A 19052-nucleotide genomic window follows, 5' to 3' on the forward strand; every position below is an offset into this window, starting at 1 on the left:
AAAACCGGTTCGCCGGCGGCCGCGGTGGGGAATCGTGGTGGGGTGCGGTGAACCGGTCGGCTCGGCGGGCCGTGGAACCCACGAGCACGAAACTGTTCAATCGGTGTAGGGCGCTTCGCCCTGGTTTGACACACTGCGTGAAACGCTCACCGCCACCGCGAACCGGTCGCGGTAGGGCCGCGCCCTGCTCCAGGAGGTCGAGTGACTCCGAGTACACAGCCAGCCGCGCTGCCAGAACACTCCTACGGGGGCAGCGGCGCGCCGGCGGGCAACCAGGCGAACCCCGTCGGCGGGGCCGACACCCGCGCCGCGCACACCAACCACGTGCCGCCGGTCCGGGAAGAAGCGCTCGCCGAGCTGCACGCCGCGGTCGGGCGGATCGCCGCCAACGTGGAGAAGGTCATCGTCGGCAAGCCCGACGTCGTCCGGGTCGCGCTGGTCACCCTGCTGGCCGAGGGCCACCTGCTGGTCGAGGACGTGCCCGGCGTCGGCAAGACCTCGCTGGCCAAGGCGCTGGCCCGGTCCATCGACTGCACCGTGAGCCGCATCCAGTTCACCCCGGACCTGCTGCCGAGCGACATCACCGGCGTGTCGATCTACAACCGGCAGGACAACGACTTCGAGTTCCGCCCCGGCCCGGTGTTCGCGAACATCGTAGTGGGCGACGAGATCAACCGCGCCTCGCCGAAGACCCAGTCCGCGCTGCTGGAGTGCATGGAGGAGCACCAGGTCACGGTCGACGGGCAGACCTACCCGCTCGGCGCGCCGTTCATGGTGATCGCCACGCAGAACCCGATCGAGATGGAGGGCACCTACGCCCTGCCCGAGGCCCAGCGCGACCGGTTCACCGCGCGGGTCTCCATCGGGTACCCGGACCCGGCGGCCGAGCTGGCGATGGTGGACGAGCACGCGGGCCACGACCCGATGGCCGACCTGCGGCCGGTGTCCGACGCCGAGCAGGTGCTGCGGCTGGTCAACGTGGTGCGGCGGGTGCACCTGTCGCCGGAGATCCGCCGGTACGCGGTGGAGCTGGTCGGCGCCACCCGGCGGCTGCCCGAGCTGCGGCTGGGCGCGTCGCCGCGCTCGACGTTGCAGCTGGTGCGGGCGGCCCGGGCGCAGGCCGCGCTGGCCGGTCGCGACTTCGTGGTGCCCGACGACATCCACGCGGTGGCGGTGCCGGTGCTGGCGCACCGCCTCGTGCTGACCGCGGAGGCGCAGGCGGCCCGCCGGTCGCCTGCCGACCTGGTCCGCAACCTGCTGCAGCGGGTGCCGGTGCCGCAGGCGGCGCTGGACCCGACCGGGCAGTTCCTGCACCACGTCAACCCGAACAACCACCGCTGACATGCGCGGAGCCCTGTCCGGGCTGACCACCCGGGGCCGGTGCCTGTTGGCCGCGGGGTTCGCGGCCGGTTTGTGCGCGGTCGTGCTCAACGAGCGGGACCTGCTGCGCGTGGCGGCGTTCGTGGTGGCCCTGCCGCTGCTGGCGGCCTGGCTGGCGCAGCGGGCCAGGGTCGGCCTGCACGCGACGCGGCTGCTGCACCCCAGCCGGGTCCAGGTGGGCTCGGCGACGGACGTCCGCGTGGAGCTGCGCAGCGCCGGACGGCTGCCGACCGGTGGGCTGCTGCTGGAGGACGCGGTGCCGTACGCGCTGGGCGCGCGCCCGCGGTTCGTGGTGGAACGGCTGCCGCGCAACATCGTGACCGTGCTGCGGTACCCGCTCAAGCCGGTGATGCGCGGCGTCCAGCAGGTGGGTCCGCTGATGGCGCGGATCACCGACCCGTTCGGCCTCGCCGAGTTCGACCGCGAGATGGCGGGTCGCAGCCGGCTGGTCGTGGTGCCGCGCGTGGTCGGGCTGACCGGCCTGCCGAGCGGTTCGGGCATGGGCTCCGGCGACGACGGCTCGATCCGGCTGCGCGCCGGTCAGGGCGAGGACGACGCGGTGGTCCGCCCCTACCGGCACGGCGACGACCTGCGGAAGGTGCACTGGCGCTCGACCGCGCGGCGCGACGAGCTGATGGTGCGGGTCGAGGAACGGCCCTGGCGCGGCGGCACGACCGTGCTGCTGGACCACCGGCTGGTCGCGCACCGGGGCAGCGGTCCCGGCGCGAGCCTGGAGTGGGCGGTCTCGCTGGCCGCGTCGATCTGCCTGCACCTGCACCGGTACGGCCACCAGGTGCGCCTGGTCGGCGACGACGGCCGGGTGCTGGCGGGCGGTCCGGGCAACAGCGGGTACAGCGACTCGGTGGTGCTGGACGCGTTGGCCGCGCTGACGCCCTCGCACCGCCGTGAGCCCGCCGCGGGGGTGGACCCGGGCGCGGGTCAGGAAGTGATCGCGATCCTCGGCGGCAGCACGCCCGCCGTGGTGGACGCGCTGGTCCGCAACCGGCCGCGCGGCATGCGCAGCCTGGCGGTGGTGATGGACGTCGCCGCGTGGGGGTCCGCGTCCGAGGAGCCGGCGCCCGACCCGGCCGACGCGCAGCGGTTGCTGAGCGGCGCGGGGTGGGGCGTGGTCGTGGCGCGGCCGTCGACGCCGATGGGACAGGTCTGGCAGGAGCTGTGCCACAGCGCGGGCAACCGCGGCCCCGTGGTGCGCACGGAGGTGGGCTAGGTGACCGGCAGGACGAGCGCGGTGGGCGCCGACAACTGGGTCGTGAACGCGACGCCCGCGGTCGCCGGGCTGGCCACGCTGTGCGCCGCGACGGCGTTGTCCAGCGTGCTCGACGGGGTGCTGTGGCTGGTGTACCTGGCCGTGGCGATCGCGGTGGTCGGCGGCACGGGCGTGCTGCTGCGCGCGACGCGGGCGGCCGCGCCGCTGGTCGCCCTCGGGCAGCTGCTGGCGTTGACGTGCCTGCTGGTGACGGTCTTCACCCGCAGCGGTGTGCTCGTCGTGCTGCCCGGTCCGCAGTCGTTGCAGGACCTGCTGGCGGTGCTCGGCAACGCGATGACCGAGGTGCAGACCGGTGTGCCGCCCGTGCCGGACAGCCCCGCCATGCGGTGCCTGGTGATGGTGGCGATCGGGCTGGTCGCGATCCTGGTGGACACCCTGGCGGTCGGCCTGGGCGCGCCCGCCGCGTCGGGGCTGGTGCTGCTGTGCGTGTTCGCGGTGCCCGCGTCACTGGCCGACGAGATGCTGCCGCTGTGGACGTTCGTGTTCGGCGCGGGGGCGTTCGCGCTGCTGCTGGCCGTGGACGGGCAGCACCGGCACGAGGCTTGGCGCGGCCGGTTGCCCAGTGGCGGGCAGAGCGGGTCGGGACCGGCGGCGACGGCGGTGGCCGGGTTGGCCGTGGTGGTCGCGTTGCTGGCGGGCGCGGGTCTGACGCTGGTCGGCACGGTCGGTCGGCTGCCGGGCACCGGCGGGGAGGTCGGCGGCGGCAGCGGCGGGCTGGGCATCGACCCGATGACGCAGCTGCGGGGCATGCTCAACCAGGGCGCGCCGCGCGAGCTGTTCCGGGTGCGGGACATGCCGGGCACCTCGGCGTACCTGCGGGCGATGACGTTGCGCCAGTACGTGCCGGACAAGGGCTGGGAGCTGGGCGGGAACATGCCGGAGGGCGTGCCCGCGAACGGCGCGCTGCCCGAGCAGCCCGGCGATCCCGGCGGCGGCGCGGCCGCCAAGGTCCGGATCGAGCCGGTGAACTGGGTGGACAACTGGCTGCCGGTGTACGGGCGGCCGCGCGGCATCCAGGAGGTCGACGACAACTGGAGGTTCGACCCGGAGCGCGGGATGGTCTACAGCGTCCGGCCCCGCAAGTCCGGGGAGTACACGCTGGAGACGGTGTTCGACACGCCGTCGGCGGACACGCTGCGGAAGGTCGACAGCCAGGTGGACATCGACCCGGCGTACCTGGAGGCGCCGGGCGTCGGTGGCCGGGTGGCGGAGTTGGCGCAGCGGATCGTGGCCGGGCACGACAACCAGTTCGACCGGGCGACGGCGTTGTACCGGTACTTCACCGACGGTACGCAGGGCTTCGAGTACAAGGTGCAGACCTCGACCACGAAGACGTCGGTCGACGCCTTGGAAGACTTCGTGTTCAACGGCAAGCAGGGGTTCTGCGAGCAGTACGCGTCGGCGATGGCGATCATGGCGCGGTCGGTCGGCATGCCGGCGCGGGTGGCGCTCGGCTTCACGGCCGGGTACGCGACCGGTGACGTGCAGACGATCACGTCGCAGGACGCGCACGCGTGGGTCGAGATCTACTTCCCCGGCTACGGCTGGATGACGTTCGACCCGACGCCGCTGGTGGACGGGCGGGGCGCGACCCCGCCGTACATCTCCGGTCTGGACGCGGACGACGAGGAGGACAACCCCAACGCCAGCGCGACGGCCACCACGACCACGACGGTGGCTCCTGGGACGTCGGCGTCCGCGTCGGCCGTGCCGGACGCGTTGGGCCAGGACGGGACGACGTCGACGGAGGAGTCGACGCCGACGTGGCACTTCGTGACGCTCGGGGTGGTGGGGCTGCTCGCGTTGCTGGCGACGGTGGCGTTGCGCGTCGGCGGGCCGCGGTCGCCGGCGCAGGGGTCGAGGGGGCCCGCGTGGCTGCGTTCGGCGAGGTGGCTGCGCCCGGCGGCGTTGGTGGCGGCCTTGGTGGGTTGGGCGGTCGTGCTGACGTTGGCGGTGGCGCTGCTGTCGTGGTGGTTGGGGGCCGTGCTGGTGGTGGCGCTGGTGGTCGCGGCGCCGGCGGCCGTGCGGGCTTGGCGGCGGCAGCAGCGGTTGCGCGCGGTGTCCGGGTTGGGGCCGGACGCGGCGAGCGCGGCTTGGCAGGAGTTGGTCGCGGAGTCCGTCGACCGGGGTACGCGGGTGCCGCGCACGGAGACCGTGCGGGTGGCGGCGCGGCGGTTGGTGCGGGCGCACAACCTGGACGAGCAGGGACGGGACGGGCTGCGTGCCGTGGTCGGCGCGGTGGAGCGGTCCTGGTACAGCGCGCAGGCGGCGGCGGACCCGTCGCTGCCCGGCGCGGTGGACAACGTGCGCCAAAGCCTGAACCGCAACGCACCGCTGGCGTTGAAGGCCAAGGTCCTACCCCGCTCGGTGCTCCAACCGAAGCCGCCGGAGGAGCGCGACCCCGACGAGTGATCAGGGGACGCTGAGCGGTTGGTGCGACGGTCAGAGGGCCGGGGGACTTCCCCCGGCCCTCTGACCTTTCACCGGCCCTTCCCCTTCACGGGCCTGTTCCCCCTGCCCTCGCCCTTCGCCCGGCCCCACACGTGCCTGGCCTGAGGCCTGGGTCCGAACCTGGTCGGGCACGCAGACGGCCCGCCCCGGAGGTTCCCGGGGCGGGCCGTCTGCGTTGTTCAGTCGTTCAATCGGGGCTGTCGCGTGGACTACTCGTCCTCGAAACGGCGACGGAAACGTTCTTCCATCTTCTGTGAGAACGAGCTGCGGCTGGGCCGGCTTCCCTCTTCGCTGGGCTCTTCGGCACCCTGGTCACCACGACGCAACGTCGTCACGGTGAGCAGTACGCCGAAGAACATCAGCAGGAAGCCGACCACGCTCACCACCGGGATACCAGCGAGCTTCGGCAACATCACACCCGTCACCAGCAGTGCCACACCCACGGCGAACAACGCGATGCCTTGGATGCGACGCCGTCGGGACGGCTTGCGCAGCTTGGCACCGCGCACAGTGGATGCGAACTTCGGGTCCTCGGCGTAGAGCGCGCGCTCGATCTGGTCGAGCAGTCGCTGCTCGTGCTCGGAGAGTGGCATGGCTCCTCCTCCGGCACAGCGGTCGCGGGCGCCGGGTAATCACGGTTGCCGCCGGTCCCGGCGGACGCCCCGCCCTGGGGGCGTCACAACCAGGATACGATTCGCAAGGCTTGGCGACTACCCAGTCCGTGCCCCTAAGCGGTTCGTTCTGTCACCATCATCCTCACGGGTCAACGGTCAGACCACCGTGAGGTCGCACAAGTTGCCTCGACCTCGGCTGTCAAGGCCCAGAAAAGCTCCGATGTTCACTCCCCTGCGCGGGTGATCGAGGGCCGCAACCACCCCACTGCGGTCGTGGGACGGGCATCAAAGCCCCTCTCACCCTTCCTCCCGTCCCACGTTCGAACCTTTCGTGCACGCTCTGTAATCGCTCCGGCACCCCCTTGGCGGAGCCGACAGAGACCAAGATCACAACCTGTCACCCGCCTCCCACCTCCCCACACCTCCTCGGCGGGCGACTGTGCGGGCCGAGTACGGAACCACGAACCGACCCCGCGACCACGTGAACATCGTTGCTAGCTCTGGGTGTTCACCTCCTTGCTGTTCGTGTTCGGCCCGGGACGATTCGGCTGGGGCGCCGAGACGGGAGGGGTCCGGACTGTCCTGGGTGGACTGCGGCCAGGTGGGGTGGGCGGCGGGTGGTTGGGACGCGCGGGGGTGGCTGTGGTGAGTCGAGGGGGTGGTTGGTGCGGATGGTCGAGTCGTGGCGGCCGGTTGGGGTCGACGGTCAGGTGAGGGGCGGCGGTTGGTCGGGCGGCGGTTGGTCGGGCGGCGGGGCGAGGTCGGCGGGGTGAGGTCGGCGGCGGGCAGGGCTTGGCTGTGGCCGGTTGGTGGGATGTGGCCGGTGGGCGCTGCGACCGGTCGGGGGCGGCTGCAGAGCGGTGGGGGCGGCGGTTGGTCGGGCGGTGGGGCGTGATCGGCGGCGGGCAGGGCAGTTGGGGGTTAGGGGTGGGGTCAGGGGGCGGGCCTCCTTGGGGTGGGGAGGTTGGTTGCGGTGATCCGCGGCCTCGGGCGGGTGGTGGCTTGGGTGGATGCGCGTAGTAGGTCCTGGGCTACGGCGGTCGGTGATTGGCGCAGGCGGGTGGGGGTGGTGTGCAGGACGATGGCGCCGGCGGCTTGGAGGAGGTCGGCCCTGGGGGTCGGGGTGTTGAACTGCCAGGCCAGGGCTCGGTCGTTCCACCAGGCGTCGGCGATGCCCAGCGGACGGCCTTCGGCGGTGGTCAGGGGGACGCCCCAGGCCGGTGGTGGCAGGGGGAGGTCGTCCAGGACCGCTCTGGCCCAGGCTTGGGGCACCGACCGCACGCCGTCGGCCAGTTCGGAGAGGACCTGTCTGGCCTGTTCCGACGACCTGGCCAGCCCGGCCTTGAGGTCGGCGACGGGCACCCCGCCGTGGCGCACCACCTCGGTCAGCACGGCTCGGATGTCGTCACGCTGGTTCAGCGCCTTCGCGGTGTCGATGGCGGCCCTGGCCAGTGGTGCGGTCAGGAAACCTCGGCGCAGCACCGGGTCGGGTAAACGGCGGACCCGGGTGATCCGGACCTTCGCGGCCGGTTCCAGGGCGCGGTTGACGAGGATCTGGACCGGGCCGGTGGCCGGCAGTGCCCGCAAGCCGTGCAGTTGCAGCGCGTCCACGCCGGTGAGCAGGGTTTGCGGGCCGCCGTAGCGCAGCGCCGCGCGGACCAGTTGCGCCCGCGTCGGCGGTGTTCGGGCCAGCAGCAGGATTCCCGGCAGGACGTGCTGCCACGGGCCCTGCGGCCGGCAGCGGACGGCCAGTTCGCCGCTCGGCAGACCCAGGCTCAGCAGCTCCGACGCGGTGGCGACGCGGTGGGGGAAGAGACCGCCCAGGGCGTCCAGGTCGATGGTGGTTCGCATGTGTCCACCATCGGCGGTCGGGGTGGGGTGGTCGATGGGGAGATCGCGAACTGTGGACAACTCGGTGGGCTGTGGACAACTCGCCGGCGACCCGGACGAAAAGAGGCCTTCCGCAGACCCGACCGTCTGCGGAAGGCCTCAGCGAACGGCGGCCACCCCTCGTTGGCCACCGCGTGGCTTCAGAGGCGCACGAGGTCCTCGTGGATCTCCACGTCCAGCTCGCGGCGGACGGAGCGGACCTCGCGCCAGGCGTCGTACACGGCGACCAGGCCGCCCGCGAGCACGAAGGAGACGGCGAGCGCGACCACACCGTCGAGATCGGACTTGACGACGACCACCACGGCGGCCCACACCATGACGGCGGTGAAGACGAGAGTGGTCGCGAGGCGTTCGGTGAACCGCCGGCGGGACCTGGCAGGCTCCTCGATGTGGTTCATGACTCCCCCTCTGAACTCGGCTGATGACTCATTTGTAGGAGTTCCGCCGCCCGAGTTCTGCGTCAGATGACGCACAAGGGGAAATCAGTTGGTGAAGTCGTAGAGCCTGCTCACCTGATGGATGTCGATCTTCCGCCGCCCGGTGCTGATGATGCCCTCCTCGCGCAGTCCGCGCAGCACCCGCACGAGCGATTCCCGCGACGTGCCGGCGATGCCCGCGAGTTCCTCCTGGCTCAACGCGATCGCGCCCTGGTCGGCGATCCCCCGCTCCAGCGCCACGTCGATGAGCACGGCGGCGACGCGCTGCGTGGCCGTGCCGCTGATCTGCACGCGCTGGCGGTCCGTGTCACGTTGCCGCGACACCACGACGATCAGCACGGACCACGCGATGCGCGGGTACCGCTGGCACAGCCCGGCGAACGAACCGGCCGACAGCACCAGCGCCCGCACCTGGCCCAAGGCCCGCACGGTCGCCGAACGCGGCCGCCCGTCGACCGCCGAGCGCTCACCGACGATGTCACCGGCCCCGCGCACCGCCAGCACCTTCTCGCTGCCGTTCGCCGTGGTCGCGGTCACCCGCAGCAGACCTCGGCGCACCACCAGCACGTGCCGGGTCACCTCACCCTCGTAGCAGACCACGGAGCCGGACGGGTAGTCGCGCTCGACGCCCGTCGCCAGGAGCACCTCGTGCTCGGAGGGCGTGAGCAGACCCCAGAACCGATCCACGTCACCACTGTGCCGGGTGATCGACGCGCGAGCCCTCGATCAGGCCCGCGACCACCCGAACGGCGCGGGCAACGGGGTCGGGAAGCCGAACAGGCGATCAGTCGCCGCGCTCCGGCTTGGGCTCGTCGTGCCCCGACCTGCCCGGTCCCTGGCCCAGCAGCGAGGCCGGTCGGATCGCCGCCGTGCCGAACCTGGACCGCGCCTGGTCGGCCGCCTGCTCCGCCTCGCGCCAGCCGCGCTCCGGCGCGTCGAACATCAGCTGCTCGCCGTCGTCGCCCTCGACCAGCTGCTCGATCCGCACGCCGATCAACCGCACCGCGCCGGGCGGCACCTGCTCGTCCAGCAGGGTCGACGCCGTCTTGTAGACCTCCTGCGTCACGTCCGTCGCCACCCGCAACGTCTTCGACCGCGTGATCGTGGTGAAGTCGGAGAACCGCACCTTGATCGACACCGTGCGCCCGCGCAGCCCCCTGGACCGCAACGTCGCCGCCGAGCGCTCCGACAGCCGCAGCAGCTCCCGGCGCAGCAGCTCCCGGTCGAAGTGGTCGACCTCGAAGGTCTCCTCCGCGCCGATCGACTTCTCCCGCGTGGACGGCACCACCGGCCGGTCGTCGTGCCCCTGCGCCAGCGCGTGCAGGTGCTCGGCCAACGCCACGCCGATCAGCCTGCGCAGGCGCGGCAACGGCGTCGCGGCCACGTCCGCCACCGTCTCCAGTCCCACCCGGTCCAGGTTCTCGGCCGTGCGCTGACCCACGCCCCACAGCGCCGACACCGGCAACGGGTGCAGGAACGACAGCACCTCGTCGCGCGGCACGACCATGAACCCGTCCGGTTTGCACATCCCGGACGCGAGCTTGGCCAGGAACTTCGTCGGCGCCACGCCCACCGAGCAGGTGATCCCGTGCGCCTGCTGCACCTGCTCGCGGATCAGCTTCGCGATCTCGCCCGGGGTGGCGCGCATCCGCTTCAGCGCGCCGCTCACGTCGAGGAACGCCTCGTCCAGGCTCAACGGCTCCACCAGCGGCGTGATGTCGCGGAAGATCGACATCACCCCGCGCGAGACCTCCTGGTACCGGGCGAAGTTCGGCGGCACGAACACCGCGTGCGGCGCGAGCCTGCGGGCGTGCGAGGTCGGCATGGCGGACCGCACGCCGAACTCGCGGGCGATGTAGTTCGCCGACGCGACCACGCCCCGGTTCGCCGTGCCGCCCACGACCACCGGTTTGCGCGCCAGCTCCGGCCGGTCGCGGATCTCGACCGACGCGTAGAAGGCGTCCATGTCCACGTGCAGCATCGAGCAGCCGGTGTCGTCCGGCCAGACGTCGCCGCGGGCGAGGAAGCGATCGACCAGACCGCGCGGCAGGTTCGCGCTGCGGCCCACGACCACCTCCGTCCTGACCCGAACACCCGTTCGAGACTCTACGCCAAGCGGTAGGCCCGCTGCGCGTTCTCCCACCCGATCAGGTGGGCGATCCGCTCCGCGTCCGCCAGGGCGAAAGCATGGTCCCGCAGACCGGCCGAGAGGAAGTCCGACAACGCGCGGCGGAAGAACAGCGCGCCCAGGTAGTACAGCTCGGCCAGCGCGAACGCGTCGGTGGAGAACAGGAACTTCCCGAACGGCACGATCTCCAACGCCTCGGCCAGCACCCGGCTCGCCCGGTGCGCCACCGTGTGCGTGGCCAACCCCAGGTCCACGAACACGTGCGGGAACACCTGCGCCAGGTAACCGGCGGTGCGGTGGAACGGGTAGTTGTGCAGCAGCATGATCGGCACGCCCAGCGGCGCCGTCGCCCGCAGCAGGTCCGTGAGCAGCGACGGGTCGCACCGGTGCAGCGACAGGTCCGCGTCCCCGTAGCCGACGTGGAACTGCACGGGCAGCCCCCGGTCCAGCGCCTCCCACACCAGGAACCGGCTGATCACCTCGTCCGCGCACCGGGTCGAGCCGGCTCTCAGCCACCGGTCGGCCGCCGCCACCACCTCGGCGTCCGCGGGTCGTGACGGGTCGAGGTCCAGCCCCACCCGGTAGGCCGCGATCGACTTCGCCGCGACCGCGGACGACGAGTCCAACGCCGCCCGCAACCGCGCCGGGAACCCCGAGGCGCCCTCGGGCACGACCGCCTCCGCCACCCGCTCCAGCCGCAGCACGCGATGTTCACGCGATCCGGTGAACGAGGCGGGCCCCACGAACCCCGCCGGCCAGACCCCGTCGTCCACCAGGAACGTCGAGATCTCCGCCGCCGACACCAGCGCCCGGTTCACCTCGGCCGCACCCAGCGACCGCCGCCGCGCCACGTACTCGTCGGCGGGCGCGAGGACCGGCAGATCCAGCAAAGGCGCACACCAGCGCCGCACCGCGAGCCCCAGCGACGAGTCGAACAACGACGTGCCCAACGGCGACGCGGACTCGGCCTCGGTCAGGTTGGACTCGAAGCCGTCCCGGTCGAGGTCGACGCCCAGCACCCCGTGGCAGTGGTGGTCCACGAGGCGCAACGACGCCACGCACGGCAGCAGATGGTCCACTTGTTGAACAGTAGTGACCTGGTGTAACCACGCACGATGGACACCGCGGAGCGGGAACACCGACGTGCGCTGGCGGCCGAGATGGTGGACGACCTGCTGGAGCGGGACGTCGTGGCGGTCGCACTGACCTGGGTCGACCACAGCGGCATCACGCGGGTGAAGTCCGTGCCGCTCGCGGGGCTGCCCAGAGCCGCCGCGGACGGCGTGGGCGCGTCGCCGGTGTTCGACGCGTTCCTGCTGGACGACACGATCGTCTCCGGGCGGCACGCCGGCGGGCCGGTCGGCGACCTGCGGCTGCACCCCGACCTGGACCGGCTCACCGTGCTCGCGGGCCAGCCGGGCTGGGCGTGGGCGCCCGCCGACCGCTTCGACCAGCAGGGCGAGCCGCACCCGCAGGACGAACGCGGCCTGGCCAGGGCGGTGGCCGACCGCCTCACCGTGCACGGCTACGAGGTCCAGGCGGGTTTCGAGGTCGAGTGGGTCGTCGGGCAGGGCGACACCGACGAGTTCCGGCCCGCCACCACCGGGCCCGCCTACGGCCACGCGCGCCAGGTCGAGCTGTCCGACTACGCCGCGGACCTGCTGTCGGCGCTGGCCGAGCAGGACGTCGAGGTGCTCCAGTTCCACCCCGAGTACGCGCCGTCCCAGTTCGAGCTGTCCACCACGCCCGAGGACCCGGTGCACGCGGCGGACACGTCGGTGCTGGTGCGGGAGACGATCCGGGCCATCACGCTGCGGCACGGCATGCGGGCGTCGTTCTCGCCGAAGGTCACCGCCGACGGCGTCGGCAACGGCGGGCACCTGCACCTGAGCCTGTGGCGCGACGGCCGCAGCCTGTTCCAGGACGGCGAGAGCTGGTTCGGGCTGACCGAGGACGCCGACGCGTTCGCCGCGGGTGTGCTGCGCCGGCTGCCGGCGCTGTGCGCGATCGGCGCGCCGTCGGTGGCCAGCTACCTGCGGCTGGTGCCGCGGCACTGGGCGGGCGCGTTCGCCGTGTGGGGCCTGGAGAACCGGGAGGCGGCGCTGCGCCTGGTCGCGGGTCGCGACCTGGAGGTCAAGTGCTACGACCTGTCGGCGAACCCGTACCTCGTGGTGGCGGCCACGATGGCGGCGGGCCTGGCCGGGATCGTGGAGCAGGCGCGGCTGCCCGAGCCGGTCGGGGTGGACCCGGCCGCGCTGCCGGAGGCCGAGCGCCTGCCGACGTGCCTGGAGGACGCCGTGGCGGCGTTCGAGGCGGACGAGGCGCTGACCGAGGCGTTCGGCGCGGAGTTCGCCGCGACGATCGCCGACGTGCGGCGCGGCGAGATCGCCCGGTTGGCCGACTGCCCGCCGGAGGAGGTCGCCGCGCTGACCCGCTGGCGGCACTGAACGCCGTCAAGCGTCGTGCCGGGCCTCGTCCAACGCCTTGCGCAACCGGGTCAGGGCCCGGTGCTGGGCCACCCGCACGGCGCCGGGCGTCGAGCCGACCGCCTCGGCGGTCTCCTCGGCGGACAGGCCGAGGACCACCCGCAGCACCAGGATCTCCCGCTGCCGGGCCGGCAGGACGTCGAGCAGCTGCCCCATCCGATCGGACAGCTCACCCTGCAACGCCCGCTGCTCGGGCCCCGGTTCGAGGCCCGCGCTGTCGGGCAGCTCCGGCACGGACTCGGCGCGGTTGCGCGCCGACGCGCGGTGCGCGTCGGCCACCTTGTGCGCCGCGATCCCGTACACGAACGCCATGAACGGCCGGCCCTGCTCGCGGTAGTTGGGCAACGCCTTCAGCACGGCGAGGCAGACCTCCTGGGCCACGTCCTCCGCCGACGCCGACGACCGCTGCCCGTGCCCGACCCTGGCCCGGCAGTACTTCACGATCACGGGTCTGATCGCGGCCAGCAACGCGTCGACCGCCCGCCGGTCGCCGCGGACCGCCCCTTCGACGTACGCCTCCGGTCCCCCCTCCACCCTTGCCGCCGAGGAGGACGCCACGTCCTCGCTCCGCACCGACCTCACCGACCGGAATCCCGGCACAACCGACACACCAACCACCATCGCCGCCATCGCGAGCTCCTCGGCGTCCGCGCGCTGGACGCCCCTCGGGGGCACATGCGAACGCGACGCCGACCGCACACGCGGATGACGCGACTCACACGAAGTTACCCCGAATGGCCGCGTTTAGTCCCCGTTCGGACTAGTGGCGGCCCACTATCGGACGCGCTGCGTGATCGAGGACCGTTCGATCTCTCTTCGGAGCCGGGTCAACGCCCGGTGCTGCGCGACGCGGACCGCGCCGGGCGTGGCGTCGACGGCGACGGCGGTCTCATCGGCCGTGAGGCCGACCACCACCCGCAGCGCGAGGATCTCCCGCTGCTTGTCCGGCAGCAGGCGCAGCAGCTCGCCCATCCGCTGCGCCAGCTCCACGCGCAACGCCGTCTGCTCTGGGCCCGCGCGCTCGTCGTCCGGGCCGTCGGGCACCTCCGGCACCGGCTCGGCCCGGTTGCGCAACGCCGCGCGGTGCGCGTCCGCCACCTTGTGCGCCGCGATGCCGTACACGAACGCCAGGAACGGCCGGCCGTGGTCCTTGTACGTCGGCAACGCGGTCAACAGCGCCAGGCACACCTCCTGGGCCACGTCGTCGGCCGACGTGGACGACCGCTCGTGCCCGCCGACGCGGGCGCGGCAGTACCGCACCACCAGCGGGCGGACGGCGGCCAGCAGCGACGCGACCGCCCGGCGGTCGCCGGCGACGGCGGCGCGCACCTCGTCTTCCAGGTCCTCGGGCGCGGTGGCGGCCATCAGCCGGCCCCGGCTAAGTGCGGGTCTCCCATGGCGGGTCCTCTGCGGATAGGCGGCGGAGGACTCCGTTCTACCGCACTCAGGCCGGCTTTCGGCCCATGAGGTGCAACCGGGCGGCCACGTCGCGCAGCGGCGGGCGGGTCGACGCGGCCAGTTCCAGCTCGGCCAACGCCTCCGCGGCGCCGGGGTTGGCCTCCAGCACGGCCCCCGGCACCAGGTCGGACACCACGCCGTGGCCCTGGACCAGCTCCACCTTCAGCCCCGCGGCCACCACCGACGCCTCCAACCCGGCCACGTCGAACCGGCGCAGCAGCGGGTCGCGGGTGCCGACGAGCTGACCGGCCTCGTCGTCCAGCAGCCGGCGCGCGTCCACCAGCCGGCCCGCGATGGCCCGGTGCAGCACGGCCGCGTACCGGTTCGCCACCAGCAACGACACCGCCCCGCCCGGGGTCGCGGCGGCGGCCAGCGCGGCCAGCGCGACGCCGACGTCGTCCACGACCTCCAGCAGGCCGTGGGCCAGCACCAGGTCCGCCGAGGCGTCCCGGTCCAGCGCGTCGGTGTCGCCCTGAACCGCGGTGACGCGGTCCAGCACGCCTTCGTCGGCCGCACGGCGGTGCAACGTCGCCAGCGCGTCGGGGCTCGGGTCGATCACCGTCACGGTGCACCCGGCCACGGCCAGCGGCACGGCCCAGACGCCGCTGCCACCGCCGACGTCGAGCACGCGCGGCGGTTCACCGCCCCGGCGGTCCCGCGCGGCGGTCAGCTCGGCGTCGAGCACCCTGTGTACGGCGTCCGGTCGCATGGACGTAGAGCGTAAGGGCCGTAGGCTGCACTACGTGCATACGGTGGCGGTGCTCAGCCTCAAGGGTGGCGTTGGGAAGACGACGGTCGCGCTCGGTCTCGCGTCGGCGGCGCTTCGGCGTGGCGTCCGGACGCTGGTCATCGACCTGGATCCGCAGTGCAACGCCACCTCCACGCTGGAACCGGATGACACCGAGGCCAGCATCTACGACGTCCTCCAGGACCCGAGCCGCGACACGGTGGACAAGGCGATCGCGCCCAGCGCGTGGGGCGACGGCGTGGACGTGCTCGCCGGTTCGGAGGACGCGGAGTCGCTGAACCACCCCGACCCGGGCGAGACGCGGCTCGGCAGGCTGCGCGAGGCGCTGCGCCTGCTGCAGGACGACGAGGACCCCTACCAGCTGGTGCTGCTGGACTGCCCGCCGTCGCTCGGTCAGCTGACCCGGTCGGCCCTGGTCGCGGCGGACCGCGCGCTGCTGGTGACGGAGCCGACGATGTTCGCGGTGGCGGGCGTGCAGCGGGCGTTCGAGGCGGTGCAGGCCGAACGCGAGCACAACGAGGACCTGCAGCCGTTGGGCGTGGTGGTGAACCGGGTGCGGCCGAGGTCGCACGAGCACCAGTTCCGCATCGACGAGCTGCGGGACATCTTCGGGCCGCTGGTGATGCCGGTGGCGTTGCCGGACCGGCTCGCGGTGCAGCAGGCGCAGGGCGCGTGCATGCCGATCCACGAGTGGGGCACGCCGGGCGCGCGCGAGGTGGCCTTGGCGTTCAACCTGCTGCTGGCCCGGATACTGCGGATCAGCCGGAGCAGACGCAGGGCCGTGCACCACGACTTCAACGACGAGGAGATCGAGGAAGCGGTGGAGGCGTGAGCACGACCGCCGTCCTCGCGTTCACGGTCGCCGCCGTCCTGCTCACGATCACGCCGGGCCTGGACACCATGATGCTGCTGCGCATGGTGCTCGGCGGCGGGCGCAAGGCCGGGGTCGTCGGCGGGTTCGGCACCACGCTCGGCTGCCTGGTGTGGGGCGCGGCGAGCATCGCCGGGCTGACCGCGCTGCTGGTGGCGTCTCAACTCGCCTACGACGTGGTGCGCTACGCGGGTGCGGCGTACCTGCTGTGGCTCGGCGGGTCGGCGCTGTGGAAGTCGTGGCGCGGCGGCGCGTTCGACCGGCCGGCCGACGTCCTCGCGATCACGCCGGCGCAGGCGTTGCGGACCGGGTTCACCACGAACCTGCTCAACCCCAAGATCGGCGTGTTCTACCTGAGCCTGCTCCCCCAGTTCCTGCCGTCCGACCAGGCGTCGGCCGGGTGGGGCGCGCTGCTGGTCGGCGTGCACGTGGCGATCGGCCAGGTGTGGCAGCTCGTCGTGGTGTGGCTCGCCGGACGTGCGGTGGTCGTGCTGGCGAAGCCCGCGGTGCGGCGGTGGACCGAGCGGCTGACCGCGTCCGTGCTGGTCGGGTTCGGCCTCAAGATGGCGTTCGACAGCGGTGCCCGAGGGTGACACGGTCTTCCTGGCCGGGCAGCGCCTGAACGAGGCGCTGGCCGGCCGCCGGCTCCTGCGCGGCGAGCTCCGCCACCCGAAGTGGGCCACCGCCGACCTCAGCGGGCGGGACGTGCTCCAGGTGCGTTCGGTCGGCAAGCACCTGTTCACCCGGTTCTCCGGCGACCTGAGCCTGCACAGCCACTTCCGGATGGACGGCGCGTGGCACCTCTACCGGCCGGGCGAGCGCTGGCGGCGTCCCGGCCACCAGGTGCGGGCGCTGCTGGAGGTGCCCGACCGGGTCGCGGTGGGGTTCGCGCTGCACGACCTGGAACTGCTGCCGACCGACCAGGAGTCGCGGCTGGTGGGCCACCTGGGCCCGGACCTGCTGGGTGAGTGGGACGACGGGCGCGCGGCCGAGGCGGTCGCCAGGCTGGCCGCGGACCCGGACCGCGAACTGGGGCTCGCCCTGCTCGACCAGCGGGTGATGGCGGGCGTGGGGAACCTCTACAAAGCCGAGGTGTGCTTCCTGCTCGGGGTGTCGCCGTGGAGCCCGGTGTCGGCGGTGGACCCGGCGGAGGCGGTGCGGCTGGCGCGCAAGCTGCTGCTGGCCAACGCGTGGCGGCCGGAGCAGAGCACCACCGGTCAGCTGGGACGCGGGCGGCAGCACTGGGTGTTCGAGCGGGGCGGCAAGCCGTGCCTGCGCTGCGGGACCAGGGTGCGCGTCGGCGGGCAGGGCGCGGGCGTGCTGGAGCGTCCCGCGTACTGGTGCCCGCGCTGCCAGCCAGGGCCGATCGCTTAGGGTTACCGCCGTGGTCTACAAGAGCGTGGTGCGCAAGGCGTTGTTCCGGATGCACGGCGGGGACGCGGAGCGGGTCCACGAGACCACTCTCGGCGTGATGGCGAAGCTGAGCCCGGCGGCGAAGCTCGTGAAGCGCAAGCCCGCCTCGCCGCGCACGGTCTTCGGCGTGCGGTTCCCGAACCCGGTCGGCCTCGCCGCCGGACTGGACAAGAACGGCCGGGCGCTGCCCGCGTGGGCCGCGCTCGGGTTCGGGTTCGTCGAGGTCGGCACGGTCACCCGGCACGCGCAGCCCGGCAACCCGAAGCCGCGCCTGTTCCGGCTGCGCGACAGCGAGGCGATCATCAACCGGATGGGCTTCAACAACGACGGCGCGCTGGAGCTGGCCAACCGGCTCGACCGCCTCGGCCCGCTGTCCGTGCCGCTGGGCATCAGCCTGGGCAAGTCCAAGGTCACGCCGGTCGAGGAGGCCGTGGAGGACTACCGGACGTCCCTGCGCGCGCTGTACCGGCACGGCGACTACTTCGCGATCAACATCAGCTCGCCCAACACGCCGGGCCTGCGCAGCCTCCAGGACCGCGGCGCGTTGACCGAGCTGCTGTCGGCCCTCAACGCCACCGCCCGCGAGCTGGCCGGTGCGAAGCCGCGCAAGCCGATCCTGGTCAAGATCGCGCCCGACCTGACCGACGAGGCGATCGCCGAGCTGCTGGAGGTGTGCGCCGCGCACGAGGTCAGCGGCCTGATCGCGACCAACACCACGTTGTCGCGCGACGGCCTGGCGCCGGCCGACCGGCGGCTGGCGGGCGAGGCGGGCGGGCTGAGCGGCAGGCCGTTGACCGAACGCGCCCGCGAGGTGGTGCGGTTCGTGAGCCGGGAGACCGACGGCAAGCTGCCGATCATCGGCGTCGGCGGCATCGCGAGCCCCGACGACGCGAAGCGGATGCTGGACGCGGGCGCGAGCCTGATCCAGCTCTACACGGCGTTCATCTACGAGGGCCCCGGGTTGGTGCACCGCATCAACCGCGCGCTGCGGTGAGGCGACCTCACTCGTCCAGCGCGTCCTCGTAGGCCTTGAAGGTCTCCACGAACACCCGGCGCTGATCGGGCGTCAACGGCTCCAGCGCCGTCCGCCACGCCCGCGCGCCCCTGGCCAGCCACGCGTCGATCGCGGGCCGCATGGCGTCGGTGATGCTGACGATCCGCTTGCGGCGGTCCTCGTCGTCCTCACGGCGTTCCAGCACGCCTTTGCGGCTCAGCTCGGCCACCATCAGGCTGACCGTGGTCGGCGCCACCTCCAGCCGCTTGGCCAGGTCGTTCACCGTCGCTGGGCCGTCGAACAGCAGGTAGGACAGCAGCGTCAGGTGCCGCGGGGCGAGCGCCAGGGACTCCAGCTCCGCGGGCACCTTGATCCGCTTCGCCCGGCCCACGATGCGCGGCATGAGCAGCAACAACGCCCGGATGGCGTCATCGGTGGTTGACACCGGACACCGGCCTCCTTACCTTTGACCTCAAAGAGGCTTTGCCTTCAAAGCCAAGCTGCCGTGACCGTTCAGACTAGTGGGGGCACGCACGTGAACGAGCTGATCATCGAGGAGTTCCGGGCCAACGGCGGCCTGGTGGGAGGCCCCTTCGAGGGCGCGGACCTCCTGCTCATGACCACCGCGGGCGCGCGCACGGGCAAGCCGCGCACGAACCCGGCGGTCTACCTGCGCGACGGCGACCGGCTGCTCGTGTTCGGCTCCAACGCGGGCCGGCCGAAGCACCCGGACTGGTACCACAACCTGCTGGCCGACCCGCAGGTCACCATCGAGGTCCGGGAGGGGGGCGTGGTCCGCGAGCCCACCCCCCCGGGCATGCCGCTTTAAAGCTCCTACCCCCACCACCTTTCCCCCCCGCCGGCGCGGTGCGAACCCGCGTTCCTCTCCTCCCC

At 72.9% G+C, this 19052-nt stretch carries 19 protein-coding genes; 9 read left to right on the top strand and 10 right to left on the bottom strand.

From position 1 onward, the window contains the following. Positions 1-201 precede the first annotated feature (201 nt). Genes ACZ7GX_RS31060 through ACZ7GX_RS31070 form a run of 3 tightly spaced genes read left to right on the top strand, consistent with a single transcriptional unit; the run spans position 202 to position 5080 of the window. The gene (locus ACZ7GX_RS31060; RefSeq protein ID WP_498781764.1) at positions 202-1341 is read left to right on the top strand and encodes an AAA family ATPase; all 1140 of its coding nucleotides are present in this window, start codon (positions 202-204) and stop codon (positions 1339-1341) included. 1 nt (position 1342) lies between these two features. Next, a complete protein-coding gene (locus tag ACZ7GX_RS31065) occupies positions 1343-2608 on the top strand; it encodes a DUF58 domain-containing protein (RefSeq protein ID WP_498781765.1) in 1266 nt (421 codons plus the stop codon). Beyond that, entirely contained in the window at positions 2609-5080 is a 2472-nt protein-coding gene (locus ACZ7GX_RS31070; protein WP_498781766.1) for a transglutaminase TgpA family protein, read from the top strand. It begins immediately after the preceding gene. A gap of 248 nt (positions 5081-5328) precedes the next feature. On the opposite strand, the gene ACZ7GX_RS31075 is transcribed toward ACZ7GX_RS31070, so the two are convergent. The 6 genes from ACZ7GX_RS31075 to ACZ7GX_RS31100 form a co-directional block, all read right to left on the bottom strand. Further along, positions 5329-5712, bottom strand: a complete 384-nt coding sequence (locus ACZ7GX_RS31075) for an SCO2097 family morphological protein (protein ID WP_033437744.1) — start codon at positions 5710-5712, stop codon at positions 5329-5331. A 954-nt stretch (positions 5713-6666) separates the two neighbouring features. Then, a complete protein-coding gene (locus tag ACZ7GX_RS31080) occupies positions 6667-7584 on the bottom strand; it encodes a hypothetical protein (protein ID WP_498781767.1) in 918 nt (305 codons plus the stop codon). Between the two features lie 179 nt (positions 7585-7763). Continuing rightward, on the bottom strand, positions 7764-8021 hold the full coding sequence (locus tag ACZ7GX_RS31085; RefSeq protein WP_498781768.1) for a hypothetical protein: 258 nt from the start codon (positions 8019-8021) through the stop codon (positions 7764-7766). Positions 8022-8105: 84 nt separating this feature from the next. Continuing rightward, complete coding sequence (locus ACZ7GX_RS31090; RefSeq protein ID WP_498781769.1) at positions 8106-8747, bottom strand: Crp/Fnr family transcriptional regulator; 642 nt, start codon at positions 8745-8747, stop codon at positions 8106-8108. A 97-nt stretch (positions 8748-8844) separates the two neighbouring features. Further along, the gene (locus ACZ7GX_RS31095) at positions 8845-10128 is read right to left on the bottom strand and encodes a DNA polymerase IV (protein WP_498781770.1); all 1284 of its coding nucleotides are present in this window, start codon (positions 10126-10128) and stop codon (positions 8845-8847) included. Between the two features lie 38 nt (positions 10129-10166). Further along, a complete protein-coding gene (locus ACZ7GX_RS31100; RefSeq protein ID WP_498781771.1) occupies positions 10167-11267 on the bottom strand; it encodes an amidohydrolase family protein in 1101 nt (366 codons plus the stop codon). 36 nt (positions 11268-11303) lie between these two features. Between ACZ7GX_RS31100 and ACZ7GX_RS31105 the strand changes: the two genes are divergently transcribed. Then, on the top strand, positions 11304-12635 hold the full coding sequence (locus ACZ7GX_RS31105) for a glutamine synthetase family protein (RefSeq protein WP_498781772.1): 1332 nt from the start codon (positions 11304-11306) through the stop codon (positions 12633-12635). A gap of 6 nt (positions 12636-12641) precedes the next feature. Here ACZ7GX_RS31105 and ACZ7GX_RS31110 read toward each other — a convergent pair whose 3' ends face one another. The 3 genes from ACZ7GX_RS31110 to ACZ7GX_RS31120 form a co-directional block, all read right to left on the bottom strand. Next, a complete protein-coding gene (locus ACZ7GX_RS31110; RefSeq protein ID WP_498781773.1) occupies positions 12642-13247 on the bottom strand; it encodes a sigma-70 family RNA polymerase sigma factor in 606 nt (201 codons plus the stop codon). A gap of 201 nt (positions 13248-13448) precedes the next feature. Then, complete coding sequence (locus ACZ7GX_RS31115; RefSeq protein WP_498781774.1) at positions 13449-14039, bottom strand: sigma-70 family RNA polymerase sigma factor; 591 nt, start codon at positions 14037-14039, stop codon at positions 13449-13451. A gap of 79 nt (positions 14040-14118) precedes the next feature. Continuing rightward, on the bottom strand, positions 14119-14841 hold the full coding sequence (locus ACZ7GX_RS31120; RefSeq protein ID WP_498781775.1) for a class I SAM-dependent methyltransferase: 723 nt from the start codon (positions 14839-14841) through the stop codon (positions 14119-14121). A 34-nt stretch (positions 14842-14875) separates the two neighbouring features. Between ACZ7GX_RS31120 and ACZ7GX_RS31125 the strand changes: the two genes are divergently transcribed. From ACZ7GX_RS31125 to ACZ7GX_RS31140, 4 genes are read left to right on the top strand one after another with little or no spacing between them, the layout of a single operon-like run. Next, complete coding sequence (locus tag ACZ7GX_RS31125) at positions 14876-15712, top strand: ParA family protein (protein ID WP_498781776.1); 837 nt, start codon at positions 14876-14878, stop codon at positions 15710-15712. Beyond that, positions 15709-16344 carry a LysE family translocator gene (locus ACZ7GX_RS31130; protein ID WP_498781777.1) on the top strand — a complete coding sequence of 212 codons (636 nt, stop codon included), beginning with the start codon at positions 15709-15711 and terminating at the stop codon, positions 16342-16344. Before ACZ7GX_RS31125 ends, ACZ7GX_RS31130 begins: the two co-directional genes overlap by 4 nt. Next, the gene (locus ACZ7GX_RS31135; protein WP_498781778.1) at positions 16331-17125 is read left to right on the top strand and encodes a DNA-formamidopyrimidine glycosylase family protein; all 795 of its coding nucleotides are present in this window, start codon (positions 16331-16333) and stop codon (positions 17123-17125) included. Before ACZ7GX_RS31130 ends, ACZ7GX_RS31135 begins: the two co-directional genes overlap by 14 nt. Positions 17126-17135: 10 nt before the next feature. Next, complete coding sequence (locus tag ACZ7GX_RS31140; protein WP_498781779.1) at positions 17136-18158, top strand: quinone-dependent dihydroorotate dehydrogenase; 1023 nt, start codon at positions 17136-17138, stop codon at positions 18156-18158. Between the two features lie 7 nt (positions 18159-18165). Here ACZ7GX_RS31140 and ACZ7GX_RS31145 read toward each other — a convergent pair whose 3' ends face one another. Further along, the gene (locus ACZ7GX_RS31145; protein WP_498781784.1) at positions 18166-18561 is read right to left on the bottom strand and encodes a MarR family winged helix-turn-helix transcriptional regulator; all 396 of its coding nucleotides are present in this window, start codon (positions 18559-18561) and stop codon (positions 18166-18168) included. A 132-nt stretch (positions 18562-18693) separates the two neighbouring features. Here ACZ7GX_RS31145 and ACZ7GX_RS31150 point away from each other — a divergent pair, with 132 nt between their 5' ends. Further along, positions 18694-18987, top strand: coding sequence for a nitroreductase/quinone reductase family protein (locus ACZ7GX_RS31150; protein ID WP_498781780.1), 294 nt, complete (start codon positions 18694-18696; stop codon positions 18985-18987). Positions 18988-19052 lie beyond the last annotated feature (65 nt).

It is taken from the genome of Actinosynnema sp. NPDC037264, assembly GCF_055603705.1.

Bases quoted from the DNA above. Each gene is read 5' to 3' on its own strand.
- ACZ7GX_RS31080 (WP_498781767.1), bottom strand. From the start codon at position 7,584: ATGCGAACCACCATCGACCTGGACGCCCTGGGCGGTCTCTTCCCCCAC.
- ACZ7GX_RS31120 (WP_498781775.1), bottom strand. From the start codon at position 14,841: ATGCGACCGGACGCCGTACACAGGGTGCTCGACGCCGAGCTGACCGCC.
- ACZ7GX_RS31105 (WP_498781772.1), top strand. From the start codon at position 11,304: ATGGACACCGCGGAGCGGGAACACCGACGTGCGCTGGCGGCCGAGATG.
- ACZ7GX_RS31075 (WP_033437744.1), bottom strand. From the start codon at position 5,712: ATGCCACTCTCCGAGCACGAGCAGCGACTGCTCGACCAGATCGAGCGC.
- ACZ7GX_RS31085 (WP_498781768.1), bottom strand. From the start codon at position 8,021: ATGAACCACATCGAGGAGCCTGCCAGGTCCCGCCGGCGGTTCACCGAA.
- ACZ7GX_RS31115 (WP_498781774.1), bottom strand. From the start codon at position 14,039: ATGGCCGCCACCGCGCCCGAGGACCTGGAAGACGAGGTGCGCGCCGCC.
- ACZ7GX_RS31145 (WP_498781784.1), bottom strand. From the start codon at position 18,561: ATGCCGCGCATCGTGGGCCGGGCGAAGCGGATCAAGGTGCCCGCGGAG.
- ACZ7GX_RS31065 (WP_498781765.1), top strand. From the start codon at position 1,343: ATGCGCGGAGCCCTGTCCGGGCTGACCACCCGGGGCCGGTGCCTGTTG.